Origin of the sequence: Sphingopyxis sp. P8 (genome assembly GCF_020622175.1) — a bacterium.
Classification (GTDB): domain Bacteria; phylum Pseudomonadota; class Alphaproteobacteria; order Sphingomonadales; family Sphingomonadaceae; genus Sphingopyxis; species Sphingopyxis jiangsuensis.
This window is the reverse complement of sequence record NZ_JACNMK010000001.1, coordinates 764,291-785,592: the sequence shown is the minus strand read 5'-3', so window position 1 is coordinate 785,592 and position 21,302 is coordinate 764,291. Positions and strand designations below refer to the sequence as shown.

Genomic DNA, 21,302 nt, shown 5'->3' with positions numbered 1-21,302 from the left:
GTCGCCTTAGAGGAGGAAGGGGACGGTCATGGCCGGACAATTGTCACTCGTCGAATCGGGGAAATCAGTGAACGGAACAGACAGGCAGAAGGCGCTCGACGCCGCACTCGCGCAGATCGATCGCGCGTTCGGCAAGGGCTCGGTGATGAAATTGGGCTCGAAGGAAGCGATGCAGGTCGAGGCGATCTCGACCGGTTCGCTCGGGCTCGACATCGCGCTCGGCGTCGGCGGCCTGCCGCGCGGGCGCGTAATCGAAATCTATGGCCCCGAAAGCTCGGGCAAGACGACGCTCGCGCTGCACTGCATCGCCGAAGCGCAGAAGGCGGGCGGCACAGCGGCCTTCGTCGACGCCGAGCATGCGCTCGACCCGGTATATGCCAAGAAGCTCGGCGTCGACATCGACGAGTTGATCGTGTCGCAGCCCGATACCGGCGAACAGGCGCTCGAAATCGTCGATACGCTCGTACGCTCGAACGCGATCGACGTGCTCGTCGTCGACTCGGTCGCCGCGCTCGTCCCGCGTGCGGAAATCGAGGGCGAGATGGGCGACAGCCATGTCGGCTTGCAGGCGCGCCTCATGTCGCAGTCGCTGCGCAAGCTGACCGGCTCGATCAGCCGCTCGCGCTGCATGGTAATCTTCATCAACCAGCTGCGCATGAAGATCGGCGTGATGTACGGCAATCCCGAGACGACGACGGGCGGCAACGCGCTCAAATTCTATGCTTCGGTCCGTCTCGACATCCGCCGCACCGGCCAGATCAAGGATCGCGACGAGATTGTCGGCAACACGACGCGCGTCAAGGTCGTCAAGAACAAGGTCGCGCCGCCGTTCAAGCAGGTCGAGTTCGACATCATGTACGGACAGGGCATTTCGAAGATTGGCGAGATACTCGACCTTGGCGTCAAGGCGGGGCTGGTCGAGAAATCGGGCGCCTGGTTCAGCTATGATTCGATCCGAATCGGCCAAGGGCGCGAAAATGCGAAGAATTTCCTGACCGAGAACCCCGAACTGATGCAGCGTCTCGAAAGCGCGATCCGTACGCGTACCGATGCGGTGGCCGAAGAGATGATGGTCGGCCCCGACGACGACGGCGACGCCGAATAGCAAGCCTTCGCTCGGCCCGTTCCTTGCGCGGGCCGGGTGTCAGGCGGCAGCGGATTTCAGCCCCTTGGACCTGCTTTCCCCCTCTCCCGCAGGTCGGTCCGCCCGCCGCTGAGCCGGCTGGTCCGGTTGCCGCGCGTCCGCGCTCGGCGGCCGGGCAGCCGGTATTTTCGTGCGTCGAACGCTCGCCGGGCCGGTTTGGGCGCGCTGGCCTTCGCCCGACCCTTGCTGTAGCGCATGGGCGTCAAAACCGGCTGGCGTTTCAGCATCGTGCCGCAACGCTGCCCGAGGGAGGATGCCGTGAGCCTGATCGTCCATCATTTGAACAACAGCCGGTCGCAGCGGATTTTGTGGCTGATCGAGGAAATCGGCGCCGATTTTTCGATTGTGCATTATAGCCGAGACCCGGCCACCAATCTCGCACCTCCCGAACTGCTCGCAGTGCATCCACTCGGTAAATCGCCGATTCTCGACGATGGCGGAAGGCTGATCGCCGAGTCGGGTGCGATCGTCGAGCATCTGTGCGAACGCCACGGCGGCGCGCATCTGGTCCCCGCGCGTGGAAGCGACGCCTATATCTCGCATCTTGAATGGATGCATTTTGCCGAAGGGTCGGTGATGACACCGATCCTGTTGCGCATTTATACCGCACGGCTCGGCGAGGCTGCGGCACCGCTCGAACCCCGGATCAACCAGCAGCTCGATTCGCATTTTTCCTTCATGGAAGAGCATGTGAGCGACGACGGGCATTTCGTTGGTGACGCCTTGTCGGCGGCGGACATCATGCTGAGCTTTCCGGCCGAAATTGCCGTGATGCAAGGGATGGGTGCGCGCTATCCAAAACTCGCCGCCTTTGTTGAAAAATGCCATGCACGACCCGCGTGGAGGCGAGCGCGCGAAAAGGGCGGCGCCTATTATGGGTTCTGATTGGCGTTTCGTTTTCTGCGTCGCGGCGATGCTGGTCGGCGGCGATGCGCAGGCGCAAACGCCGGTACTTGGCCCTGCGACCGAGCGCGAGGTCAGTGTCGCCGCTGGCGTCACGTTCGAGCCGACCGCGCCCGACGAAGCCGCCGCCGCCGAACGTTTCGCCGCCTATACGATGGCGCTCGCGCGGCGCGACTATGCAGCGGCCTATGCCATGTTCCGCCTGTCGCTGCAGGCATCGACTCCGCGGCTCGAATGGGAAATGAACCTGCGCAAGCGCCCCGCGCTGTGGGCCGACGGAAGTCTGCGCGTGCTGAGGCTGAGCTGGTATGCGAACCCGCCCGGCCAGCCAGAAGGCGTCTACGCTGCTTTCGATTTTCGGGGCGACCGCGCGGACGGCACGATGGATTGCGGCTATGTCGTCGTTCACCGGGCGTCGCCCGGCGCGGCCTTTACCGTAGTGCGCACCGACACGTCGGAGGTGCCACCCGAACTGATCGAGGAGGGGGTGCCGAAGGCCGACGTGCTGCGCCAGCTTCCCTGCTATCTCGGCAAGGGAATCGCGACCGCGCTCTGAGCGGCGCCGACGATCAGCGTCATCGACATGAAGCGGCTTGTCGCAGCGCGGCAAAGCCCCTAATTCGCGCGCATGACATCGACCAACGACATTCGCCGCTCGTTCCTCGACCATTTCGCGGGGGCGGGGCACCATATCGAACCGTCGGCGCCGCTCGTGCCGCACAACGACCCGACGTTGATGTTCGTCAACGCGGGGATGGTGCCGTTCAAGAATGTCTTCACGGGCCTCGAAAAGCGTCCTTACACGACCGCGGCCTCGTCGCAGAAATGCGTGCGGGCGGGTGGCAAGCACAATGACCTCGACAATGTCGGCTTCACCGCGCGGCATCATACATTCTTTGAAATGCTGGGAAATTTCTCCTTCGGTGACTATTTCAAGGAACAGGCGATCGATCACGCCTGGACGCTGATTACCAAGACCTGGGGCCTGCCACCCGAAAAGCTGACCGCCACCGTCTATCACACCGACGACGAGGCGTTTGACCTGTGGCGCAAGATTTCGGGCCTGCCCGAAGAGCGCATCATCCGTATCCCGACGAGCGACAATTTCTGGTCGATGGGCGACACGGGGCCGTGCGGGCCTTGCAGCGAGATATTCTACGACCATGGCGAGCATATCTGGGGCGGTCCGCCGGGATCGCCGGAGGAGGATGGCGACCGCTTCGTCGAGATCTGGAACCTTGTGTTCATGCAATATGAGCAACTGGCGGACGGCGAACGGGTCGATCTGCCGCGGCCGAGCATCGACACCGGCATGGGACTCGAACGCATCGCGGCGGTGATGCAGGGCGTCCACGACAATTATGACACCGACACCTTCAAGGCGCTGATCGCCGCGTCGGTCGAACTGACCGGGGTCGCCGCCGAAGGTTCGACGCAAGCCAGCCACCGGGTCGTCGCCGACCATCTGCGCGCCGCAAGCTTCCTTGTCGCGGACGGCGTGCTGCCGTCGAACGAGGGGCGCGGCTATGTGCTGCGCCGGATCATGCGCCGCGCGATGCGTCACGCGCATCTGCTCGGCGCGAAAGACCCGCTGATGCACCGGCTGTTGCCGTCGCTTACTGCCGAGATGGGCGCCGCCTATCCCGAGCTGGTTCGCGCGCAGCCGCTGATTGCCGAAACGCTCGAGCGCGAGGAGGTCAAATTCCGCCAGACGCTCGACAAGGGGCTGCGGCTGCTTGACGAGGCGACGGCGGGGTTGGGCAAGGGCGATACATTGCCCGGCGAGGTCGCGTTCAAACTCTACGACACCTATGGCTTCCCATATGACCTGACCGAAGACGCGCTGCGTACACAGGGGATTGCGGTCGACCGCGCAGGTTTCGACGCGGCGATGGCCGAGCAGAAGGCGGCGGCGCGCGCGGCGTGGAAGGGCAGCGGCGAAAAGGCGTCGGACGATATCTGGTTCGACATCGCAGAAACGCACGGCAGCACCGAATTCACCGGCTACAGCTCGACGTCGGGCGAGGGCGAAGTGCTTGCGCTCGTCAAGGACGGCGCGCCGGTTGAGGCGGTCGAGGCCGGCGACGAGGTCGTCGTGCTCACCAACCAGACGCCCTTTTATGGCGAAAGCGGCGGGCAGATGGGCGACAGCGGCACGATCACGACGCTTGGCGGGCTGCGTGCCACGGTACGCGATACGGGCAAGCCGCTTGGGCGCCTGCACACGCACCAAACGGTGATCGAAGCCGGGACGCTGAAGGTCGGCGACACGGTTCATCTGACCGTCGATGCCGAGCGGCGCGACCGCATTCGCGCGAACCACAGCGCGACGCACCTGGTTCATGCCGCGCTTCGCAACCGGCTCGGCGGGCATGTGACGCAGAAGGGCAGCCTTGTCGCCGCCGATCGCTTCCGCTTCGACTTTTCGCACCCCAAGGCGCTGACCGCCGAAGAGATTGGGGACATAGAGGCCGAGGTGAACGCGCAGATCCGCGCAAACGAGACGGTGACGACGCGGTTGATGACTCCCGACGACGCGGTTGCGGCGGGCGCGCTGGCGCTGTTCGGCGAGAAATATGGCGACGAGGTTCGCGTGCTGAGCATGGGCAAGGCCGATGCGAATTCCTATTCGGTCGAGCTGTGCGGCGGGACGCACGTCCGCGCATTGGGCGACATCGCGTTGTTCAAGATCGTCGGCGAAAGTGCCGTTTCGTCGGGGGTGCGTCGTATCGAGGCGCTGACGGGCGAAGCCGCGCGCCAGTGGCTGGGCGCCCGCGACGAGGCGCTGAAGGCTGCGGCGGCGGCGCTCAAGACCTCGCCCGACGAGGTGCCGGCGCGCGTCGCGCAGCTTGCCGAAGCGCTCAAGAAGGCCGAGCGCGAGCTCGCCGACGCGAAGAAGGCGCTCGCGATGGGCGGCGGCGCGGCGAGCGGCGGTCCGGCAGTCGAAGAGGTCGGCGGGACGAAGTTCCTCGCGCAGGTCGTCGACGGGCTCGACCCCAAGGGGCTGCGCGGGGCGGTCGACGACTTAAAGAAGGCGGTTGGTAGCGGCGTCGCGATGCTCGTCGCGGTCAATGACGGACGCGCGTCGGTCGCGGTCGGCGTCACCGACGACCAGACCGCGAGCCGCAACGCCGTCGATCTCGTCAAGGCCGCCGTCGCCGCGCTCGGCGGGCAGGGCGGTGGCGGGCGTCCGGACATGGCGCAGGGCGGCGGCCCCGACGGCAGCGCCGCCGACGCCGCCGTCGCGGCGGTGAAGGCGGCGCTGGCGGCCTGACCGCCGCTCAGCCTGCGGCCCACTCCGCTGCGATCCGCCCGACCTCGGCGAGGACGGCCTGATCCTCGTCGCGCATCTTTTGCGAACTGATGACGGGGCTTTCATAATAGGCGGTGATGAGGATCGGCGGCCCTTTCGGGGGGTAAGTGATGGCGATGTCGTTGTATTTGCTGATCCTGTCTGCCGATACGCCCGTTCCGGTCTTGTCGCCGGAGCGCCAGTCGGACGGGAGTCCCGCGCGCAGCCTCTTGTAGCCCGTTTCGGTGGCGACGCCCCAATCGATCAGCAAGGCGCGCGAAGTCGGCGAGAGGGCGTCGCCGACCAGTGTCGCTCGCAGCAGTCCTGCCATCGCCGTCGGTGACGTCGTATCGCGCTCGTCGCCTGCGACAACGTCGTTCATTTCCGGTTCGAGACGATCAAGCCGGGTCACCGCGTCGCCCCACGCCCGGAATTGCCGCGTTGCCCCCGCCGGGCCGCCGACGAGGCCGAGCAAGAGGTTTGCCGCAGTATTGTCGCTGGTGGTGATCGTCGCCTCCATCAGCTCGGCGACCGTCATCGACCCTGTCGCGACGTTGGCGCGCGTGACGGGGGCGAATTCGAGCAGGTCCGACGCCCCATAAGGCACTGGCTGGTCGAGCATGAGCTTTCCGCCTTCGATCGCCTTCAAAATGACCGCCGAGAGCGGCCATTTGAAGGTCGAGCACATGGCGAAGCGTTCGCCGCCGCGGTGGCTTGCCGTTCGTCCCGTCGCGCTGTCGAGGAAGGCGACACCGAGGCGGCCGCCGGCGCGCTTTTCGAGCGCGGCGAGGCGGTCGGCGGTCGCATCGGCGGACTTCGGGGCGGAGCCGGCGTCCGCCTTGCACCCGGCGAGCAGCGCCCAGGCGCCGACGCCGGCCACGGGCATCATCGAAAGCAGGCGGCGCCGCGAATATGCGCTCGTCATATCAGTTATCCTTATGTCGAATTGTCCTGCGCGTATGATTTAGCAGATTTTACTCGTAGCCAAGCGATGATAGATCAATAGAGGCATTAGAAAATCTAAAGGTGCGTCATGGCGGTCACCGAAATCTCGCTCAACCTGCTGCGCGCCTTTGATGCGGCGGCGCGCCAGGGGAGTTTCACCGAGGCGGCAAAGGAATTGTTCGTCACGCAGGCGGCGGTGAGCCACCAGATCAAGGCGCTCGAGGCGTGGCTCGGCAAACCGCTGTTCCACCGCACTTCGCGCGGGCTTGCGCTCACTGACGAGGGGCTAATGCTCGCCCCGACGGTGGCCGAGGCGCTCGCGGCGATCGAGCAGGGGGTCGATCGCGTGCGCGACGGCGTGGCGCGCGAGCTGCTGACCGTGGGCGTCGTCGGCACCTTCGCGGTCGGTTTCCTGATGCGACACCTTCCCGATTTCCGTCGCCGCTTTCCGCATATCGAGTTGCGACTGCTCACAAACAACAACAAGCCCGAACCCGCGACCGACAGTCTGGACCTGTCGATCCGCTTTGGCGACGGGGCGTGGCGCAGCGTCGAGGCTGTGCGCGTGATGGACGCCCCGATGACGCCGCTTTGCACCCCGTCCATCGCCGAAACGCTGCGCCACCCCGCCGACCTCGCACGCTGGCCGCTGCTGCGGTCGTATCGCGCGCAGGACTGGCCGGCGTGGTTCAGGGCGGCGGGCGCCGAACCCGTGGCCGCGCGCGGCGCGCAGTTCGATACGTCGATCATCATGGTGCAGGCGGCGCTGCTCGGCGAAGGGGTCGCGCTCGCCCCACCCGCGATGTTCACCACCGAACTGGACGACGGACGGCTGGTCCAGCCGTTCGACGCCAAGGTCGATGCCGGCGCCTATTGGCTCACCCGCCCGCTCGCGCGCGCCGAGCGGGCGGCGGAGCGGGAGTTTTCCGATTGGCTGGTGGAGCGGGCCGGGGAATGACCGGCCGCTTTGCCCACCGTCATTGCGAGCGCAGCGAAGCAATCTCCTGCCGAGAAGAGGGCGTGCCGATAGCTGGAGATTGCTTCGCCCGGCTCCGCCGGCCTCGCAATGACGATGGAACTCAGCTTTCGACCCCCTTTGCCTTGCCCCACGCGCGCGCGGCGGTGTAGCCGAGGTAGCCGGTGCCGAAGAGCGCGTAGAGCGGCTCGGGAATCCCGGCGAGATAGGCGTTCATCCCCTCGGCAATACCCTTGGCCATCTCGGGCCGCGCGGCTGCGATGAGGCCCATGGGGATCGCCCAGAGCAGCAGCGCATACATGACATAGAGGAAGCTGGGGCGTGCGCGGCTCGTCCACGGGTCGCTGCTGTTCGCTTCGGCGACGATCGCGGTCATCCGCGTGCGGATCGCTTCCATTTCCTGGCTGCCCTCGAGTTTGATCAGCTCGAGCTTGGCGCGGTCGCGTACGTCGGGGTCGGGAATAATCTTGTCGATCAACTTGGCGATGGGGCCGATCAGTCCCTCGATGATGCTCATGGCAGTTTTCCTTTTTGCTAGAGAATCCTTGCAACTTCACACTGGATTCGATGTCGGGGAGCGCTGTCAGCACTAGCCGATGCGGTTGGCGAGCCAGCCGTAGAGAAAGGCCTCCTGGCTCGGGCGGCGTTCGGCGAGCGCGATGTAGCGTTCGCCCTGCAGCGCTTCCATCGCGCGCAGCAGCACCGTCTCGCCGCCCTTGCCGCGCACGCGGAGGAAGGCGTCGAGCGCCGAAAGCGTGCGCGGACCGATGTCGCGGTCGACGGCGATGTCGGGATAGTCGCGTGCCGAGCGGTTGAGCGCATTGAGCGCGCGCTGGAGAAAGCCGGTCGCGGTCGCGGTGCCCATGTTGACGCCGGTATCGAAGAGTTCGGCGGCGATTTTCGGCGCGCGCAGCCCGACCCGATCATAGCCGGGACGCAGCCAATAGATGCGGCGATAGATGGCCGCCGCCTCGGCGCGAGGCAGCGCGCGCATCTCGCCCGCATAGCCCTGCGCGCGCGCCACCGCCTCGGTGATACCCCAGCAGGTCGGACCGCCGCGATCGGCAGGGTGGTTTACATAACGGCCTTCGCGGTCGATGACGGCGTCGATCAAGGCGTCGACGTCGTAGATGAGGGTGTCGGTTTTCGGCATGATTCGCTCCTTTCGGTTCTCTGATGAGGTGAAACGAACCATATAGGAATAATGTAGGAAAGGAGTTTTACCGATGCGGGCATTGCAGGTGCGCGAGCTACTTCCCGATCACGAGGGGGCAGCGATTGCCGACGTGCCTGTTCCCGCGCCGGGCACGGGCGAGGTGCGGGTGCGCGTGCGCGCGGCGGCGGTCAATTTTCCCGACCTGTTGATGACGCGCGGCGCCTATCAGTTGAAACCGGACCTGCCCTTTATCGCGGGGCTCGAATTTTCGGGCGAGGTCGATGCGGTCGGGGAGGAGATTACAGCTTGGGTGCCGGGCGATGCGGTGGTCGGCGGCAACCGCTTCGGCGCGATGGCGGAATATTGCGTCGTCCCGGCAAGCGCGCTGCGGCCGAAACCCGCGCGGCTCGGGTGGGACGAGGCGGCGGCCTATCCGGTCGCATATCTGACCGCCTATGTCGCGCTGGTGCGCGGCGCACGGATCGCGCCGGGCGAATGGCTGCTCGTTCATGGTGCGGCGGGCGGGGTCGGGCTGGCGACGGTTGACCTGGGCAAGGCGCTCGGCGCGCGCGTGATCGCGGCGGCAAGCAGCCCGGAAAAGCGCGACGCCATCCAGCGTCTCCGTGCGCCCGAAGCGGTCATCGCCGCCGATCCCGGATTCCGCGATGCGGTAAAGACGATGACTGGCGGAATGGGCGCCGATGTCATCTTCGATCCGGTCGGCGGCGATGTGTTCGACGAATCGACACGCTGCATTGCGTTCGGCGGGCGGCTGCTCGTCGTCGGTTTTGCGTCGGGACGTATCCCCGAAGTTTCGGTGAATATGCCGCTGATAAAAGGCTTCTCGGTCGTCGGGGTGCGCGCGGGCGAATATGGGCGCCGTTTTCCGGAGCGCGGGGCCGAAAATCTGGCGATGATCGACGCGCTGGCCGCCGAGGGGCGGATTCGGCCGCATGTCCACGCCTCGTTCGACCTTGCTGACTGGCGCGAGGCTTTTGCAATGCTGGAGCGGCGCGAGGTGGTGGGGAAGGTCGTCTTGCGACCGTAACCGGCCGACGCTGATATAGTTTTGCGACATAGCAGCGCCAATCGGACGGCGGGGCTTCCCGGCTGCGATGCCGCATTCTTCGAGAGGAAAAAAACGTGAAGACTTTGATCTGGATGACCGCCACGGTCGGATTTGCCATGACCGCGCCGGTACAGGCTCAGGCGCCGCGCGACGGCGAACGGCTGTTCGCGATGATCGACGTCAATGGCGACGGCAAGCTCGACAAGATCGAGATTGCGAAGATGATGGCGATGCGCGCAGAACGACGCGGCGATCCGTCGCTGAACCCGCCCGAAAAGATCGACGCCTTTCTGAAGCGCGCGGACACCAACGGCGACGGCGCGGTCGACAAGGCCGAACTGGGCGCGATGCGGGGTGCGATGCGCGAAGGCAGGCCCGACGCCAAGAATTGATCCCCGGCGACGGCTCTCTGCCGCCCTCCGATTTTTCCGGACCCGGCAGTCGAATCCTGCCCTAGTCGGCGGCGGTGTGCAGCCCGAGCGCGGGGATGCCGACCGAGCGCTGGCCGCCGAAGTTCGAGCGCACGACGATTGCGCCCTGCCGTTCCATGAAGTCGAGCAGGCGGCGGAGTCGGCCCGGTGAATGGGTGCCATAGGCGCGCCCGAGCGCTTCGTCGTCGGGGCAGGGCTGGCCGTCCATCGCCGCGCGCGCGATGAGAAGGAAGGGCGCGAGCATGTCGTCGGGAAGCTGCGCTGCGGCGGCGAGAAGCTCGCTCCATTGGGGATCGGCAGGATCGAAGATGTCGACGCGCGCGAGCGCGAAGCGGCGGCGGAAGGCAGTCAGGTCGATCGGCGGCGCGGGCAGCCGCGCCATGCGGCAACGCACCGAGAAATCCTGATAGAGCATCGCGTCGGGTTGAAAGGCGCTGTCAGGATCGGCGAGCATCGCTTCGAGCGCGGCCCGCACGATGGCTTCGCTGTCGGGCGCCGGTGCGGGCTGGGGTGATCCTTCGTCGCCGGACGCGGGGTCGGCGCTCTCCTGCGCGTCGCTGCGCGCGATGCGTTCGATCAACTCGCCCGCGGCGACGGGAGACGGCGTGGGCGGGGGAGGCGGCGGTGGGCTTTCCATCGCGGCGAAAAGCATTTCGCGCATGTCGCCCGCCTCGGCGTCGGGAAGCGGGAGCAGGCTATGCGTCCCCGAGCGCGTGCTCGTCTGCGTCGCGCCGATGCGGATCGACACGGGGCGACGCGAAATCGCGGGGCCGAGGCCGAGAAAACAGCCGCGTTCGAGGTCGCGGATCATCTCGGCCTGTCGCCGTTCCATCCCGAGCAGGTCGGCGGCGCGCGCCATGTCGATGTCGAGGAAGGTACGCCCCATCAGGAAATTGCTCGCCTCTGCCGCGACATTCTTGGCAAGCTTGGCGAGCCGCTGCGTCGCGATGGCCCCCGCGAGCCCGCGCTTGCGCCCACGACACATCAGGTTGGTCATCGCGCCGAGGCTCGCACGGCGCACCGTGTCCGAGACTTCGCCCGACGCGCTCGGCGCGAACATCTGCGCCTCGTCGACGACGACGAGCGCGGGGAACCAATGCTCGCGCGGCGCATCGAACAGCGCGTTGAGAAAAGCGGCGGCGCAGCCCATCTGCGCTTCGATATCGAGCGATTCGAGGTTGAGCACGACCGACGCGCGATGCTCGCGGATGCGCGCGCCCATCGTTGCGATTTCGCGCTCGTCATAATCGCCCGCGTTGATCGCGACATGGCTGTACGCGTCGGCGAGGGTGACGAAATCGCCCTCGGGGTCGATCACGACCTGCTGGACGAGCCCCGCGCTCTGTTCGAGCATCCGGCGCAAAAGATGCGATTTTCCCGACCCCGAATTGCCCTGGACGAGCAGCCGGGTCGCGAGCAGTTCCTGCACGTCGATCGCAATGGGGCGTCCGGCGGTGTCGAGTCCGATTTCGATGCTGCTTGTCACCGCGCCGCCCCTAACGGGCCGCCCGCCGGTTGACAACCGAAGCTGGCGGGTGCTTGCACTCGCGGCCATGGACCTCGACGACCAGCTCTTTCGCTATTTCGGAACGCGCGACATGGACGCGATCACGCCCGCCGCGCTGGAGACGGGTGCCGAGCGGATGCGCGTCGATTTCGGGCTGGAGAGCAACAGCGGGCGGCGCTTTGCGCTGTGGGCGCTGATGTACATGCTCGGCGTCGCGCCCGATCTCGACGCAGCGTTCAAGGATCCCGCCGAGCGCGACACGGCGCGCGATTTCATGGACATGGTCGACCGCGCGCAGGAGGAATGAGTTTCCGCCTCGCGTGACCTGCATTTCAAATGTCGAAGAATGAATTGGTCGGGACGAGAGGATTCGAACCTCCGACCCCCACACCCCCAGTGTGATGCGCTACCAGGCTGCGCTACGTCCCGACCGGCCCGATTGGGCAGGCGAGGCCCCTAGCGCGGCTTGGCGGGGGATGCAAGGCTATCGTGCGTCGTCGGTCGCGGAGCGCGATACGGACGCCGCTGCCCTTGATTGCCCATTGGCGCACACTATCTCCGCGCCGCCTCTCCCGCGGGCGAGGGCGCAGCCATCGGTTGCGCCCCCCGCGCCCGCGTGATAGGCGCCGCGCCATATTTTTTGCGCGAACCGCCCCGTCCGGGGACCGGCCGCGCCACCTGAATGGAAAGTTCTCTTCGATGACGACCACCTTGCTTCTGACCCAGGCGGCCGGATCGGGCGGCGGGGCAGCCGGTTTCCTGATGCTGGTGCCCTATCTGCTGATCTTCGTCGTCTTCTGGTTTTTCCTGATCCGCCCGCAGCAAGTGCGAGCGAAAGAGCATCGCGCGAAGATCGCGGCGGTGAAGCCGCGCGACCAGGTCGTGACCGGCGGCGGCATCGTCGGCAAGGTGACGCGCGTCGACGATGATTTCGCCGACGTCGAAATCGCGCAGGGCGTGAAGATCAAGGTCGTCAAATCGACCCTCGCCGACGTGCTGCAGCCCGGCGGCAAGCCCGCAAACGACTGACGCAGCGCCGGTCCGCGCGCGTGCGCGGACCCGCCCTCTGACCGGAACCCCCATATGCTCGACTTTCCGCGCTGGAAAACCATCGGTATCGGCATCATCCTGCTGCTCGGTGTCCTTTTTTCGATCCCGAGTTTCCTGACCGAAAAGCAGTTCGAGGCGCTGCCCGGATTCGCGCAGGCAAAGGTGAACCTGGGGCTCGACCTTGCGGGCGGCAGCCATTTGCTGCTCGAAGCCGATCTCGACGATCTTGCCAAGACGCAGCTGTCGAATATGGAAAAGACCGTGCGCACCGCGATGCGCGGCGAGCGCGGACCCGACGACGACATCGCGATCGGCGAGCTGTCGACCGACGGCGGGCGGATCAGCTTCCTCGTTCGCGACCAGACGCAGCTCGACGAAGCGCGCGAACGGCTGTTCCGCGAGACGCAGGGCGCGGCGATGACCGGCCAGCGCGACTGGAACATCGACATCGTCGATTCGACGCGCATCGTCCTGAATCCGACCGGCGCAGGCCGCACGCAGGCCATCAGCCAGGCGATGGACACAGCGCGCGACATCATCGATCGCCGCGTCAACTCGCTCGGTACGCGCGAGCCGACGATCATCCGTCAGGGCGACGACCGTATCGTCGTGCAGGTGCCGGGGCTTCAGGACCCGCAGGCGCTGAAGGATCTGATCGGCAAGACCGCGCGGCTGGAGTTCCGGATGGTCGACGCGAATGCCGACCCCAATGAGGCCGCGGCGGGCCGCGTGCCGGTGGGCAGCGAGATCGTTCCCTATGCGCCCGGCGAAGGCAATGGCGCAGCGTTCGAGGTGCTGCGCCGACAGGTCATGATCAGCGGCGAACAGCTGATCGACGCGCAGCAGAGCTTTGATCCCCAGAACAACCAGCCGGTCGTCACGATCCGTTTCGATTCGGGCGGGTCGAGCACCTTTGCGCGCGTCACCGCGCAGAACGTCGGCCGCCGCTTTGCAATGGTCCTCGACGGACAAGTGCTGTCGGCGCCGTCGATCAACGAGCCGATCCTGGGCGGCAGCGCCCAGATTTCGGGCAGCTTCACCGTCGCAACCGCGAACAACCTGGCGATCTCGCTGCGCTCGGGCGCGCTGCCGGTAAAGATGGAGGTCGTTGAAGAACGCACCGTCACCCCCGAACTCGGCGCCGATTCGATCCGCAAGGGCGCGATCGCCGGCATCATCGCGACGGTCGCGGTGCTCGTCTTCATGATCCTCGTCTATGGCCGCTTCGGCGTTTATGCGAACATCGCGCTGCTGTTCAACATCGGGCTGATCGTCGCTATCATGGCGGCGTTCAACGCGACACTGACCTTGCCGGGTATCGCGGGATTCGTGCTCACCATCGGCGCCGCGGTCGACGCGAACGTGCTGATCAACGAGCGTATCCGCGAGGAACTCAAGCGCGGACGGCGGATATTCCAGGCGGTCGATGTCGGATATTCGGAAGCGAGCCGCGCGATTTTCGACGCCAATATCACCAACGTCATCGCGGCGGGGTTGATGTTCTGGTTCGGCTCCGGCCCCATCAAGGGCTTTGCGGTGGTGCTGACCATCGGCATCATCACCAGCGTCTTTACCGCCGTTACCGTCACGCGCCTGTTCGCCGCCCGCTGGCTGCACAAGACGCGCCCGACGGCGCTGAACATTTAAGAGGGATCGACCCATGCGCTTGCTGAAACTCGTCCCCGAAAACACGAACATCCAGTTCCTGAAATATCGCAAGGTCGCGATGGCGATCAGCATATTGATGATCGTCGCGTCGATTGCGCTTGTTGCGGTGCGCGGGCTGAACCTTGGCGTCGATTTCGTCGGCGGCCAGTCGGTGCGCGTCGAATTTACGCAGGAGATGCCGCCGATCGACGAGATTCGCGAAAAGGTGGGCGACATCGGCCTCGGCGAAGCAACGATCCAGCAATTCGGCACGGACACGGCGGTATCGATCCGCACCGCGCTGCCCGACGGCGACAAGGCCGCGGCCGACCGCGCCGGGCGCCAGCTTGTCGACGGGATCAAAAAGGCCTTTCCGACTGCGACGACGGGCTCGGTCGAAACCGTGTCGGGCAAGGTATCGAACGAGCTGCTGCGGACCGGTGCGCTCAGCCTGCTGCTCGCGATGATCGCGATCTCGATCTACATCTGGATCCGTTTCGAATGGCAGTTCGGGGTCGGCGCACTGTTCGCGCTGTTTCACGACGTCGCGCTGACCTTCGGCTTTTTCGCGCTGACGCAGATGCAGTTCGACCTCAACATCGTCGCCGCGCTGCTGACGATCATCGGCTATTCGCTCAACGATACCATCGTCGTGTTCGACCGTATCCGCGAAAATCTGAAAAAATATCGCAAGATGGAAATCATCCCGCTGCTCGACCTCAGCATCAACGAGACGCTGGCGCGCACGGTGATGACGAGCTTTACGATGCTCATCGCGCTCGCGGTGCTGCTGTGGGTCGGGCCGGACGTGATCTTCGGTTTCACCGCGGCGATGCTGCTCGGCATCTTTGTCGGCACCTATTCGTCGGTCTATATGTCGGCGCCGATCCTCGTGTGGCTGAAGGTCGGTCCCGACAGCTTCATCCCGCGCACGAGCGCCGCGACGGCAGGCGCCGAACGCATCGACCGCAACGACGACGGCGCGGTGGTCTGAGGCCGCGGCCTGTCGCCAAGAAGCGACACGGCGACAATTCTGAATTCGTCATTCCCGCGAAAGCGGGAACCCAGTTGCGACGTTGGTTCGCTGGGTTCCCGCTTTCGCGGGAATGACGAACTCGGGGTGAGCGCGCTGACGATATCTGCCGGAAGCTAGGAAACAGTTACGGCGGAAATCGCTAGCGGCCCGCGCATCGCCGCAGATGCGCGGCGAGGTCGCGGCCGTTGCGGTCCCAGTCGAAACGATCGCCCAGCGTTGCGGCGACATCGGCGGGTGCGGGCGGAACGGCGAGGATTTCGTGCACAGCCGAAGCGATCGCCTCGGGCGTTCGCTCAACGATGCGGCCCGCAGCGGGCGCAGTGACCAGTTCGGCGGCGCCGCCCGCGTCGCTGATGACGAGCGGGGTGCCGCAGGCGAGCGCCTCGACCCACGCATTGGCAAGCCCCTCGCTTGCCGACGGCATGACGACCGCGTCGGCGGCGCGGTAAAGCCGGGGCAGTTCGGCGTTGGCGACGGGGCCGAGGAAATGGACGCGGTCGGCGACGCCTAGACGCGCCGCGAGTGCGCGGTATCGCGCTTCCTCTTCACCCGCGCCCGCGAGGCGATAATGGACGCCGGGAAGCGCAGGCAGCGCTTCGATTGCCAGCGCCTGCCCCTTGCGCGGGATGAGCGCGCCGACCGAAAGGATCGTCGCGGCGTCGCCCCATCCGAACTGCGCGCGTGCGGCCGCGCGGTCACCGGGATGAAAGCGGGCGCGGTCGATGCCGGTGTAGTGGACGGTCACTTTTCCGGAGTCGATGCCGATGGCGGCCATGTCGCGGCGCATCGATTCGGATACGGCGAGCAGCCCGGCGGCGCGCTCCGCTGCTTTCAGCACTTGTCCGCGCGAGGCCGGTGAATGACCGAAATGGCTGATGTCGGCGCCGCGTGCCTTCACCGAAAAGGGAAGGCCGAGCGCCTGTGCGACCCGCATTGCGGCGGGGCCGTCGGGATAGAAGAATTGCGCATCGACGACGTCGACCGCCCGCTGGCGTGCAACCGGTGCAACGGCGCGGGCGATGGCAGCGGGGTTTAGGCGCGTGCCGACCCGGGGAAGGAGCGTGAAGCGCGGACGATGGACCGTGAGGCCGTTCCACGTCTCGCGTTCGGGCAGGTCGCGGAGAGCGCGATAGCGCGGGTGAAGCGACAGCGGAAAAGGCGGGAGGCCAAGCGGGGCGACGACGGAGAGGTCAATGTGGGGTTGTGCCGCGAGCGCGCGCAGGCTGCGTTCGACGAACAGGCCGAAGTTGGGGCGCGCGGCGTCGGGAAAGAGCGTGGCGATCGACAGGATGCGGAGGGGAGCGGTCATTCGCTGCCTCTCATCCGATTGTGCCGAGCTTGTCGAAACACCATTCTTCCCCGGTTGATGCAGAATAAGGACGGCCCTTCGACACGCTCGGGGCGAACGGCGATCAGAGGCTCCTTATCAGGCGCACGGCTATTGCGGCCCAGGGCGGATTGTTCACGACCTGCTGGCGCTGGCCGGTGCCGAGCGGCAGGAGGTGGAGCTTTTCGCCGTCGACATTGAGCAGCCGCGCGAAAATGAAGCGACCAGCGGGGCGGGGGACGAGCAGGTCGCGGTTGAGCGCGTTCGTCCAGTCACCTTCGATACGGCGGCACCAGATTTCGTCGCCCGCGCGATAATCGCCGATCGACGAGGTGACGCGCACCGCGACCATATCCTCGCCCGGCCGCGCGGTGAGCGCCTGTTCGACGCGCGTCGGCGCCTGCGTCCCGTCGGCGCCGAGCAGCGCGGTGATCGTGAGCTGCGTGTCCTGCGGAAGCTGCACCAGTTCGGCAGCGTCGACGCCGAGCGCTGCGGCGATGCGGTTCATCCAGCCGAGCGACAGCGTGCGCGTGCCGGTTTCGAGCCGCCCGATCGTCTGCGCGGTCGTCGGCGGATCGCAGCGATGCGCGACCTCTTCGAGTGTGAGGCCCTTGGCGCGGCGCACGGCGCGGATACTGTTGATCATCGAGAGACCCCTGATAACCGATTTGGTTTCTTCTTTCCTACAAAATATCCCGCTGTCAAGCTTTGCGCGAATCCTCGCAGATCAAGGAGAAACGTATGAGCGCCCGGCGCCTCGAAAGCCGCATCCACCCCGACGACCTGATCGATCCCGGGAAACGGGGGCCGCAGGTGATGCGCCATGTGACGGTCAATGTCGCGGAAAGCCCGCTCGCGTGGCTTGCGGCGCGCGGGCATCTGAACGATGCGCAATTACGCGCGGGCGAGCGGCTGCGCGCTGATTATGAGCGCGCGGGGCTGGCAGCGCGGGTGACAATGCGCTGGGACGCTGCGTCGCCGGGGAAAAGCCGCGGCGGCGCGCGGGCGTCGGACGCCTCGCTCGCGCGGATCGACGCGCACCGGCGCTTTCACGCGGCGCTCGAAGCGGCGGGGCCGGGGCTCGCCGACATCTGCTGGCGCGTGATCTGTGCGGGCGAGGGGGTGAGCGGGGCGGAGAAGGCGCTCGGCTGGCCGGCGCGGTCGGGGAAGCTGGTGTTGACGCTGGCGCTTGATCGGCTGGCGCGGTTTTACGGGACGGGATGACGGGAAGTTGGTGTTCGCTCAGCAACCCAAAAAGTGAAGGCTATCCCAGCCCCTCGACCTGTTCGGCGAGTTCCAGCCAGCGGTCTTCGGCCGTCGCCTTTTCGGTACGCAGCATTTCGAGCTTTTCGGTCAGCGTCATGAATTTTGCATTGTCGCGGGTGAACAGGTTGCCGTCGGACAGTTCGGCCTCGATCCCCGCCATCTCGGCTTCGATTTCCTCGATCCGGCCCGGCAGAAGGTCATAGTCGCGCTGATCCTTGTAGGAGAGCTTCTTGCGCTGCTGCGGCGGGGGTGGCGGCGCGGGTGAGGCGCTTGCCGCCTTGCTCTTTGCGGCCACGGGCTTGCTGCGCTTGGCTTCCCAGTCGGCATAGCCGCCCGCGACGATGTCGACCTTGCCCGACCCGTCGAGGCCGAGCGTCACGGTGACGGTGCGGTCGAGGAAGTCGCGGTCGTGGCTGACGAGCAGCACGGTGCCCTGATAATCGGCGATGACCTCTTGCAAGAGGTCGAGCGTTTCGAGGTCGAGGTCATTGGTCGGCTCGTCGAGAACGAGCAGATTCGATTCGCGGGCAAATTCGCGCGCGAGCAGGAGCCGCGAGCGTTCGCCGCCCGACAGTGCGCCGACGCTCGTTTCGGCGACACCGGGATCGAAGAGAAAGTCCTTCAGATAACCCTGAACATGCTTTTTGACCCCGCGCACCTCGACCCAGTCGCCGCCGTCGGCGAGGATGTCGCGAACGCGCTTGTCGGGCGAGAGCAGGCTGCGCTGCTGATCGATGACGATGCCGTCGAGCGTCGGGGCGAGCGTGACGCTGCCGCTGTCGGGTTCGATCTCGCCGGTCAGCAGCTTGAGCAAGGTCGACTTGCCCGCGCCGTTCGCGCCGACGATGCCGATGCGGTCGCCGCGCTGGACGCGGAAGGTGAAGTCCTTGATAATCGTGCGCTGAGCATTCCCTTTCCCGTTCGCATCGAGCGGGGTAGCGGAAAAAGCTTTGGATATATTTTCGGCGACGATCACCGATTTCGAGCGAACGTCGTCGTTGGCGAGGCCGAGCTTGGCGACGCCGGGACCGCCGATCATCGCCGCACGGGTAGCGCGCATTTCCTTCAGCTTTTCAAGGCGACCCTGGTTGCGCTTGCGCCGCGCGGTGACGCCGCGTTCGAGCCAATGCGCCTCCAGCCGCAGCTTGGAATCGAGCTTTTGCGCGGCGCGTGCCTCCTCGGCAAAGACCGCCTCGGTCCATTCGTCGAAGCCGCCGAAGCCGATCTCTTTCCGCCGGATGCTGCCGCGGTCGAGCCAGAGTGTCTGGCGCGTCAGGCGGGTGAGAAAGGTGCGGTCGTGGCTGATCGCGACGAAGGCGCCGGCGAAGCGCGACAGCCAGCTTTCGAGCCAGTCGATCGCGGCGAGGTCGAGGTGGTTCGTCGGCTCGTCGAGGAGCAGCACGTCCGGGTTTTGCGCGAGTGCGCGGGCGATGGCGGCGCGGCGGCGCTCACCGCCCGACGCGCTCGCCGCCTCGCGCGCCATGTCGATGCCGAGCTGGTCGGCGATCGCGGCGACTTCATGCTCGCTCGGCCCGTCGGTGCCTGCGACGGCAAAGTCCATCAAGGTGGCAAAGCCGGAAAAATCGGGTTCCTGTTCGAGCATCACGACATGCGTGCCTGGAACGATCGTGCGTTTTCCTTCGTCGGGATCGATGCGGCCGGCGAGCAGTTTGAGCAGGGTCGTCTTGCCCGCGCCGTTGCGACCGATGAGGGCGAGCCGATCGCGCGCGCCAACATAGATGTCGAGTTCGCGAAACAGCCAGCCGCTGCCCTGGACGAGGCCGAGGCCTTCGTATGAAAGAATAGGTGCCGCCATGATGAACGGCTCGCTACTGGCGTGTTCAGCATGTTGCAAGCGCTGGAGCGGCAAAGGCCGGAACGGGCCTGCTCCGTCTTGCGTTAGGGGTGGGTAAAGCAATGGGCCGCCCCACCGGCCCCGCAGGAGATTGAAATGAAGAAGCAAATGCTCATCGCACTGGCCGCCGGGCTCATGACCGCCGCAGCCACCCCCGCCATCGCCCAGCAAGGAGGATCGAGCGTGACGACTGCAACGGCGCAAGGCCCGATTCTGTCGTTCGGCGTCACCAAGGAAGTGCGCTCGCGCCCCGACGAGGCGACGATCGGTGCAGGCGTCACCACGACGGCGCCGACCGCGGTCGAGGCGATGCGCCTCAACGCCGCGGCGATGGACAAGCTGATCGCGGCCGCCAAGGCGCGCGGGATCAAGACCGAGGATATTCAGACGAGCGGGATCAACCTGTCGCCGCAATATGATTATAGCGAACGCGCGCCCGGCCAGCAGCCGCGATTCATCGGCTATCAGGTGAGCAACACGGTGCGCGCGACCACCGGCAAGATCGCGGACATCGGCCCGCTGCTCGACGCACTCGTCGCCGCGGGCGGGACCAATGTCGAAGGTCCGTGGTTCGGAATGAAGGACAGCGACGCGGTTCTCGCAGGCGCGCGCGGCGAAGCGATCAAGGCGGCCGAAGCCAAGGCCGCGGACTATGCACGGCTCGCGGGCTTTCGCGGCGCCGAACTGGTTTCGATCAGCGAAGGCGGTTTCAGCGGCCCGCAGCCGCCGATGCCGATGGTGCGGATGGAAATGGCCGCCGACGCCAAATCGACCCCGGTCGAGCCGGGGCGGGTGTCGAACAGCCTGACCCTGAATTTCCAGTATCGGCTGGTGCGGTAATTTTGAGGGGGCGGTCCGAACTGCCCCCCAAAATTTCCGTTCGCATCGAGCGAAGTCGGGATGCTCATCGGCTTGGCGCTCGCCTTCGGGGTGTCTCGACTTCGCTCGACACGAACGGGTTTTGAGACAGGCTAACCCAACTCCCCCTCGGCCCAGGGCCAAGGGCGTTCGCGAAACCATTTCGTGACGATATATTTGCGTCCCTTGCGGACTTTCATGCCGTGGTGGAGCGTATCGGGATTGATCGTGCCGTCGCGCCCGACATTGTTCCATGCGAGCAGCTTGCCGGTTTCGGGCTGGTGGATCTTCCCCGTCGCAAGGAAGCGCGTCGCGCCGCCCGCAGGTGGCTCGTTGAGATAGATCATCAGCGTCCAGCTTCGTTGGCCGGGGATCGTGCAATAGGTTTCCCAGTCGGCGCCGTGCGGGTCGAAATAGTCGGTATGCGCCTTGAACTCCTCGCCGACTTCATAGCGCTGGCCCTGCAGCGGCTCGCCATAGGGCAGCGGGATGCCCGTGAGGTCGTGCAGCCGCGCGTTGATTTCGGCCACCAGCGCGTCGCGATGGTCGAGATCGCAGGTCGAGCTGGTGCGAAAATATTCGTCGCCGTTGGGGTCGGCGATCGTCGATGGGCGCGCCGCGGCATTGATCCGGTCGATGAGCGCGTCGCAAGTCGCGTGGTCCAGAAAGCGCGGCAGCACGAACTGTTCGAGCTTGGGTGAGGGCGTGCGGCGGATGCCCGGCAACGCCGCTAGCCGCGTGGCGGTACGATCGGCGCCCGAGGTCGCCATGTCGACATGTTCGTTGCCAGCCATGGCGCGCTTTTATGCGTTCATGTCCATGCGAACAATGCTTGACGAA

21 protein-coding genes and 1 tRNA gene are annotated in these 21,302 nt (G+C 66.0%); 13 read left to right on the top strand and 9 right to left on the bottom strand.

Annotated elements, in window-relative coordinates; translation table 11 throughout:
- Positions 1-28: 28 nt before the first annotated feature.
- The 4 genes from recA to alaS all read left to right on the top strand — a co-directional run bounded on the left by recA (position 29) and on the right by alaS (position 5,321).
- Positions 29-1,105 carry a recombinase RecA gene (recA, locus tag H7692_RS03910; RefSeq protein ID WP_201925998.1) on the top strand — a complete coding sequence of 359 codons (1,077 nt, stop codon included), beginning with the start codon at positions 29-31 and terminating at the stop codon, positions 1,103-1,105.
- Between the two features lie 234 nt (positions 1,106-1,339).
- The gene (locus H7692_RS03905) at positions 1,340-2,029 is read left to right on the top strand and encodes a glutathione S-transferase family protein (protein ID WP_236659673.1); all 690 of its coding nucleotides are present in this window, start codon (positions 1,340-1,342) and stop codon (positions 2,027-2,029) included.
- Positions 2,019-2,603: a hypothetical protein gene (locus H7692_RS03900; protein ID WP_201925995.1), complete on the top strand. Its 585-nt coding sequence runs from the start codon at positions 2,019-2,021 to the stop codon at positions 2,601-2,603. The genes H7692_RS03905 and H7692_RS03900 overlap by 11 nt, the downstream gene beginning before the upstream one ends.
- A gap of 72 nt (positions 2,604-2,675) precedes the next feature.
- Complete coding sequence (alaS, locus tag H7692_RS03895; RefSeq protein ID WP_222135879.1) at positions 2,676-5,321, top strand: alanine--tRNA ligase; 2,646 nt, start codon at positions 2,676-2,678, stop codon at positions 5,319-5,321.
- A gap of 7 nt (positions 5,322-5,328) precedes the next feature.
- Here alaS and bla read toward each other — a convergent pair whose 3' ends face one another.
- Complete coding sequence (gene bla / locus H7692_RS03890; protein WP_222135880.1) at positions 5,329-6,264, bottom strand: class A beta-lactamase; 936 nt, start codon at positions 6,262-6,264, stop codon at positions 5,329-5,331.
- Positions 6,265-6,372: 108 nt separating this feature from the next.
- On the opposite strand from bla, the gene H7692_RS03885 reads away from it, so the two are divergent.
- Complete coding sequence (locus H7692_RS03885; protein ID WP_222135881.1) at positions 6,373-7,242, top strand: LysR substrate-binding domain-containing protein; 870 nt, start codon at positions 6,373-6,375, stop codon at positions 7,240-7,242.
- Positions 7,243-7,363: 121 nt separating this feature from the next.
- On the opposite strand, the gene H7692_RS03880 is transcribed toward H7692_RS03885, so the two are convergent.
- Positions 7,364-7,777, bottom strand: coding sequence for a holin family protein (locus H7692_RS03880; protein WP_222135882.1), 414 nt, complete (start codon positions 7,775-7,777; stop codon positions 7,364-7,366).
- A 72-nt stretch (positions 7,778-7,849) separates the two neighbouring features.
- Positions 7,850-8,413: a glycoside hydrolase family 108 protein gene (locus H7692_RS03875; protein ID WP_222135883.1), complete on the bottom strand. Its 564-nt coding sequence runs from the start codon at positions 8,411-8,413 to the stop codon at positions 7,850-7,852.
- 73 nt (positions 8,414-8,486) lie between these two features.
- On the opposite strand from H7692_RS03875, the gene H7692_RS03870 reads away from it, so the two are divergent.
- Both H7692_RS03870 and H7692_RS03865 read left to right on the top strand, forming a co-directional pair.
- Positions 8,487-9,464 carry an NADPH:quinone oxidoreductase family protein gene (locus H7692_RS03870; protein ID WP_222135884.1) on the top strand — a complete coding sequence of 326 codons (978 nt, stop codon included), beginning with the start codon at positions 8,487-8,489 and terminating at the stop codon, positions 9,462-9,464.
- 95 nt (positions 9,465-9,559) lie between these two features.
- A complete protein-coding gene (locus H7692_RS03865; protein ID WP_227339801.1) occupies positions 9,560-9,877 on the top strand; it encodes an EF-hand domain-containing protein in 318 nt (105 codons plus the stop codon).
- Between the two features lie 61 nt (positions 9,878-9,938).
- On the opposite strand, the gene H7692_RS03860 is transcribed toward H7692_RS03865, so the two are convergent.
- Positions 9,939-11,402 carry an ATP-binding protein gene (locus tag H7692_RS03860; RefSeq protein WP_222135886.1) on the bottom strand — a complete coding sequence of 488 codons (1,464 nt, stop codon included), beginning with the start codon at positions 11,400-11,402 and terminating at the stop codon, positions 9,939-9,941.
- A gap of 67 nt (positions 11,403-11,469) precedes the next feature.
- Here H7692_RS03860 and H7692_RS03855 point away from each other — a divergent pair, with 67 nt between their 5' ends.
- Positions 11,470-11,730, top strand: coding sequence for a hypothetical protein (locus tag H7692_RS03855; RefSeq protein WP_222135887.1), 261 nt, complete (start codon positions 11,470-11,472; stop codon positions 11,728-11,730).
- A 45-nt stretch (positions 11,731-11,775) separates the two neighbouring features.
- Here the strand turns inward: H7692_RS03855 and H7692_RS03850 are convergent.
- A tRNA-Pro gene (locus tag H7692_RS03850) sits at positions 11,776-11,852 on the bottom strand.
- Between the two features lie 270 nt (positions 11,853-12,122).
- Between H7692_RS03850 and yajC the strand changes: the two genes are divergently transcribed.
- Genes yajC through secF form a run of 3 tightly spaced genes read left to right on the top strand, consistent with a single transcriptional unit; the run spans position 12,123 to position 15,114 of the window.
- Positions 12,123-12,452 (top strand): preprotein translocase subunit YajC, encoded by a 330-nt coding sequence (yajC, locus tag H7692_RS03845; RefSeq protein WP_201925976.1) that lies wholly within the window; start codon positions 12,123-12,125, stop codon positions 12,450-12,452.
- Positions 12,453-12,506: 54 nt separating this feature from the next.
- Positions 12,507-14,120 (top strand): protein translocase subunit SecD, encoded by a 1,614-nt coding sequence (secD, locus tag H7692_RS03840; RefSeq protein WP_222135888.1) that lies wholly within the window; start codon positions 12,507-12,509, stop codon positions 14,118-14,120.
- Positions 14,121-14,133: 13 nt separating this feature from the next.
- A complete protein-coding gene (gene secF, locus H7692_RS03835) occupies positions 14,134-15,114 on the top strand; it encodes a protein translocase subunit SecF (RefSeq protein WP_201925972.1) in 981 nt (326 codons plus the stop codon).
- A 181-nt stretch (positions 15,115-15,295) separates the two neighbouring features.
- On the opposite strand, the gene H7692_RS03830 is transcribed toward secF, so the two are convergent.
- Together H7692_RS03830 and H7692_RS03825 are read right to left on the bottom strand one after the other, a co-directional pair.
- Complete coding sequence (locus tag H7692_RS03830; RefSeq protein ID WP_222135889.1) at positions 15,296-16,465, bottom strand: glycosyltransferase; 1,170 nt, start codon at positions 16,463-16,465, stop codon at positions 15,296-15,298.
- Positions 16,466-16,568: 103 nt separating this feature from the next.
- Positions 16,569-17,129, bottom strand: a complete 561-nt coding sequence (locus H7692_RS03825; RefSeq protein WP_222135890.1) for a helix-turn-helix domain-containing protein — start codon at positions 17,127-17,129, stop codon at positions 16,569-16,571.
- Between the two features lie 95 nt (positions 17,130-17,224).
- On the opposite strand from H7692_RS03825, the gene H7692_RS03820 reads away from it, so the two are divergent.
- Entirely contained in the window at positions 17,225-17,707 is a 483-nt protein-coding gene (locus tag H7692_RS03820) for a DUF6456 domain-containing protein (RefSeq protein WP_222135891.1), read from the top strand.
- 40 nt (positions 17,708-17,747) lie between these two features.
- Here the strand turns inward: H7692_RS03820 and H7692_RS03815 are convergent, their stop codons facing one another.
- The gene (locus H7692_RS03815) at positions 17,748-19,565 is read right to left on the bottom strand and encodes an ABC-F family ATP-binding cassette domain-containing protein (RefSeq protein ID WP_222135892.1); all 1,818 of its coding nucleotides are present in this window, start codon (positions 19,563-19,565) and stop codon (positions 17,748-17,750) included.
- A gap of 135 nt (positions 19,566-19,700) precedes the next feature.
- Between H7692_RS03815 and H7692_RS03810 the strand changes: the two genes are divergently transcribed.
- Positions 19,701-20,444 carry an SIMPL domain-containing protein gene (locus H7692_RS03810; RefSeq protein WP_227339800.1) on the top strand — a complete coding sequence of 248 codons (744 nt, stop codon included), beginning with the start codon at positions 19,701-19,703 and terminating at the stop codon, positions 20,442-20,444.
- 131 nt (positions 20,445-20,575) lie between these two features.
- Here the strand turns inward: H7692_RS03810 and H7692_RS03805 are convergent, their stop codons facing one another.
- Positions 20,576-21,256, bottom strand: a complete 681-nt coding sequence (locus H7692_RS03805) for a prolyl hydroxylase family protein (RefSeq protein ID WP_227339799.1) — start codon at positions 21,254-21,256, stop codon at positions 20,576-20,578.
- Positions 21,257-21,302: the final 46 nt, after the last annotated feature.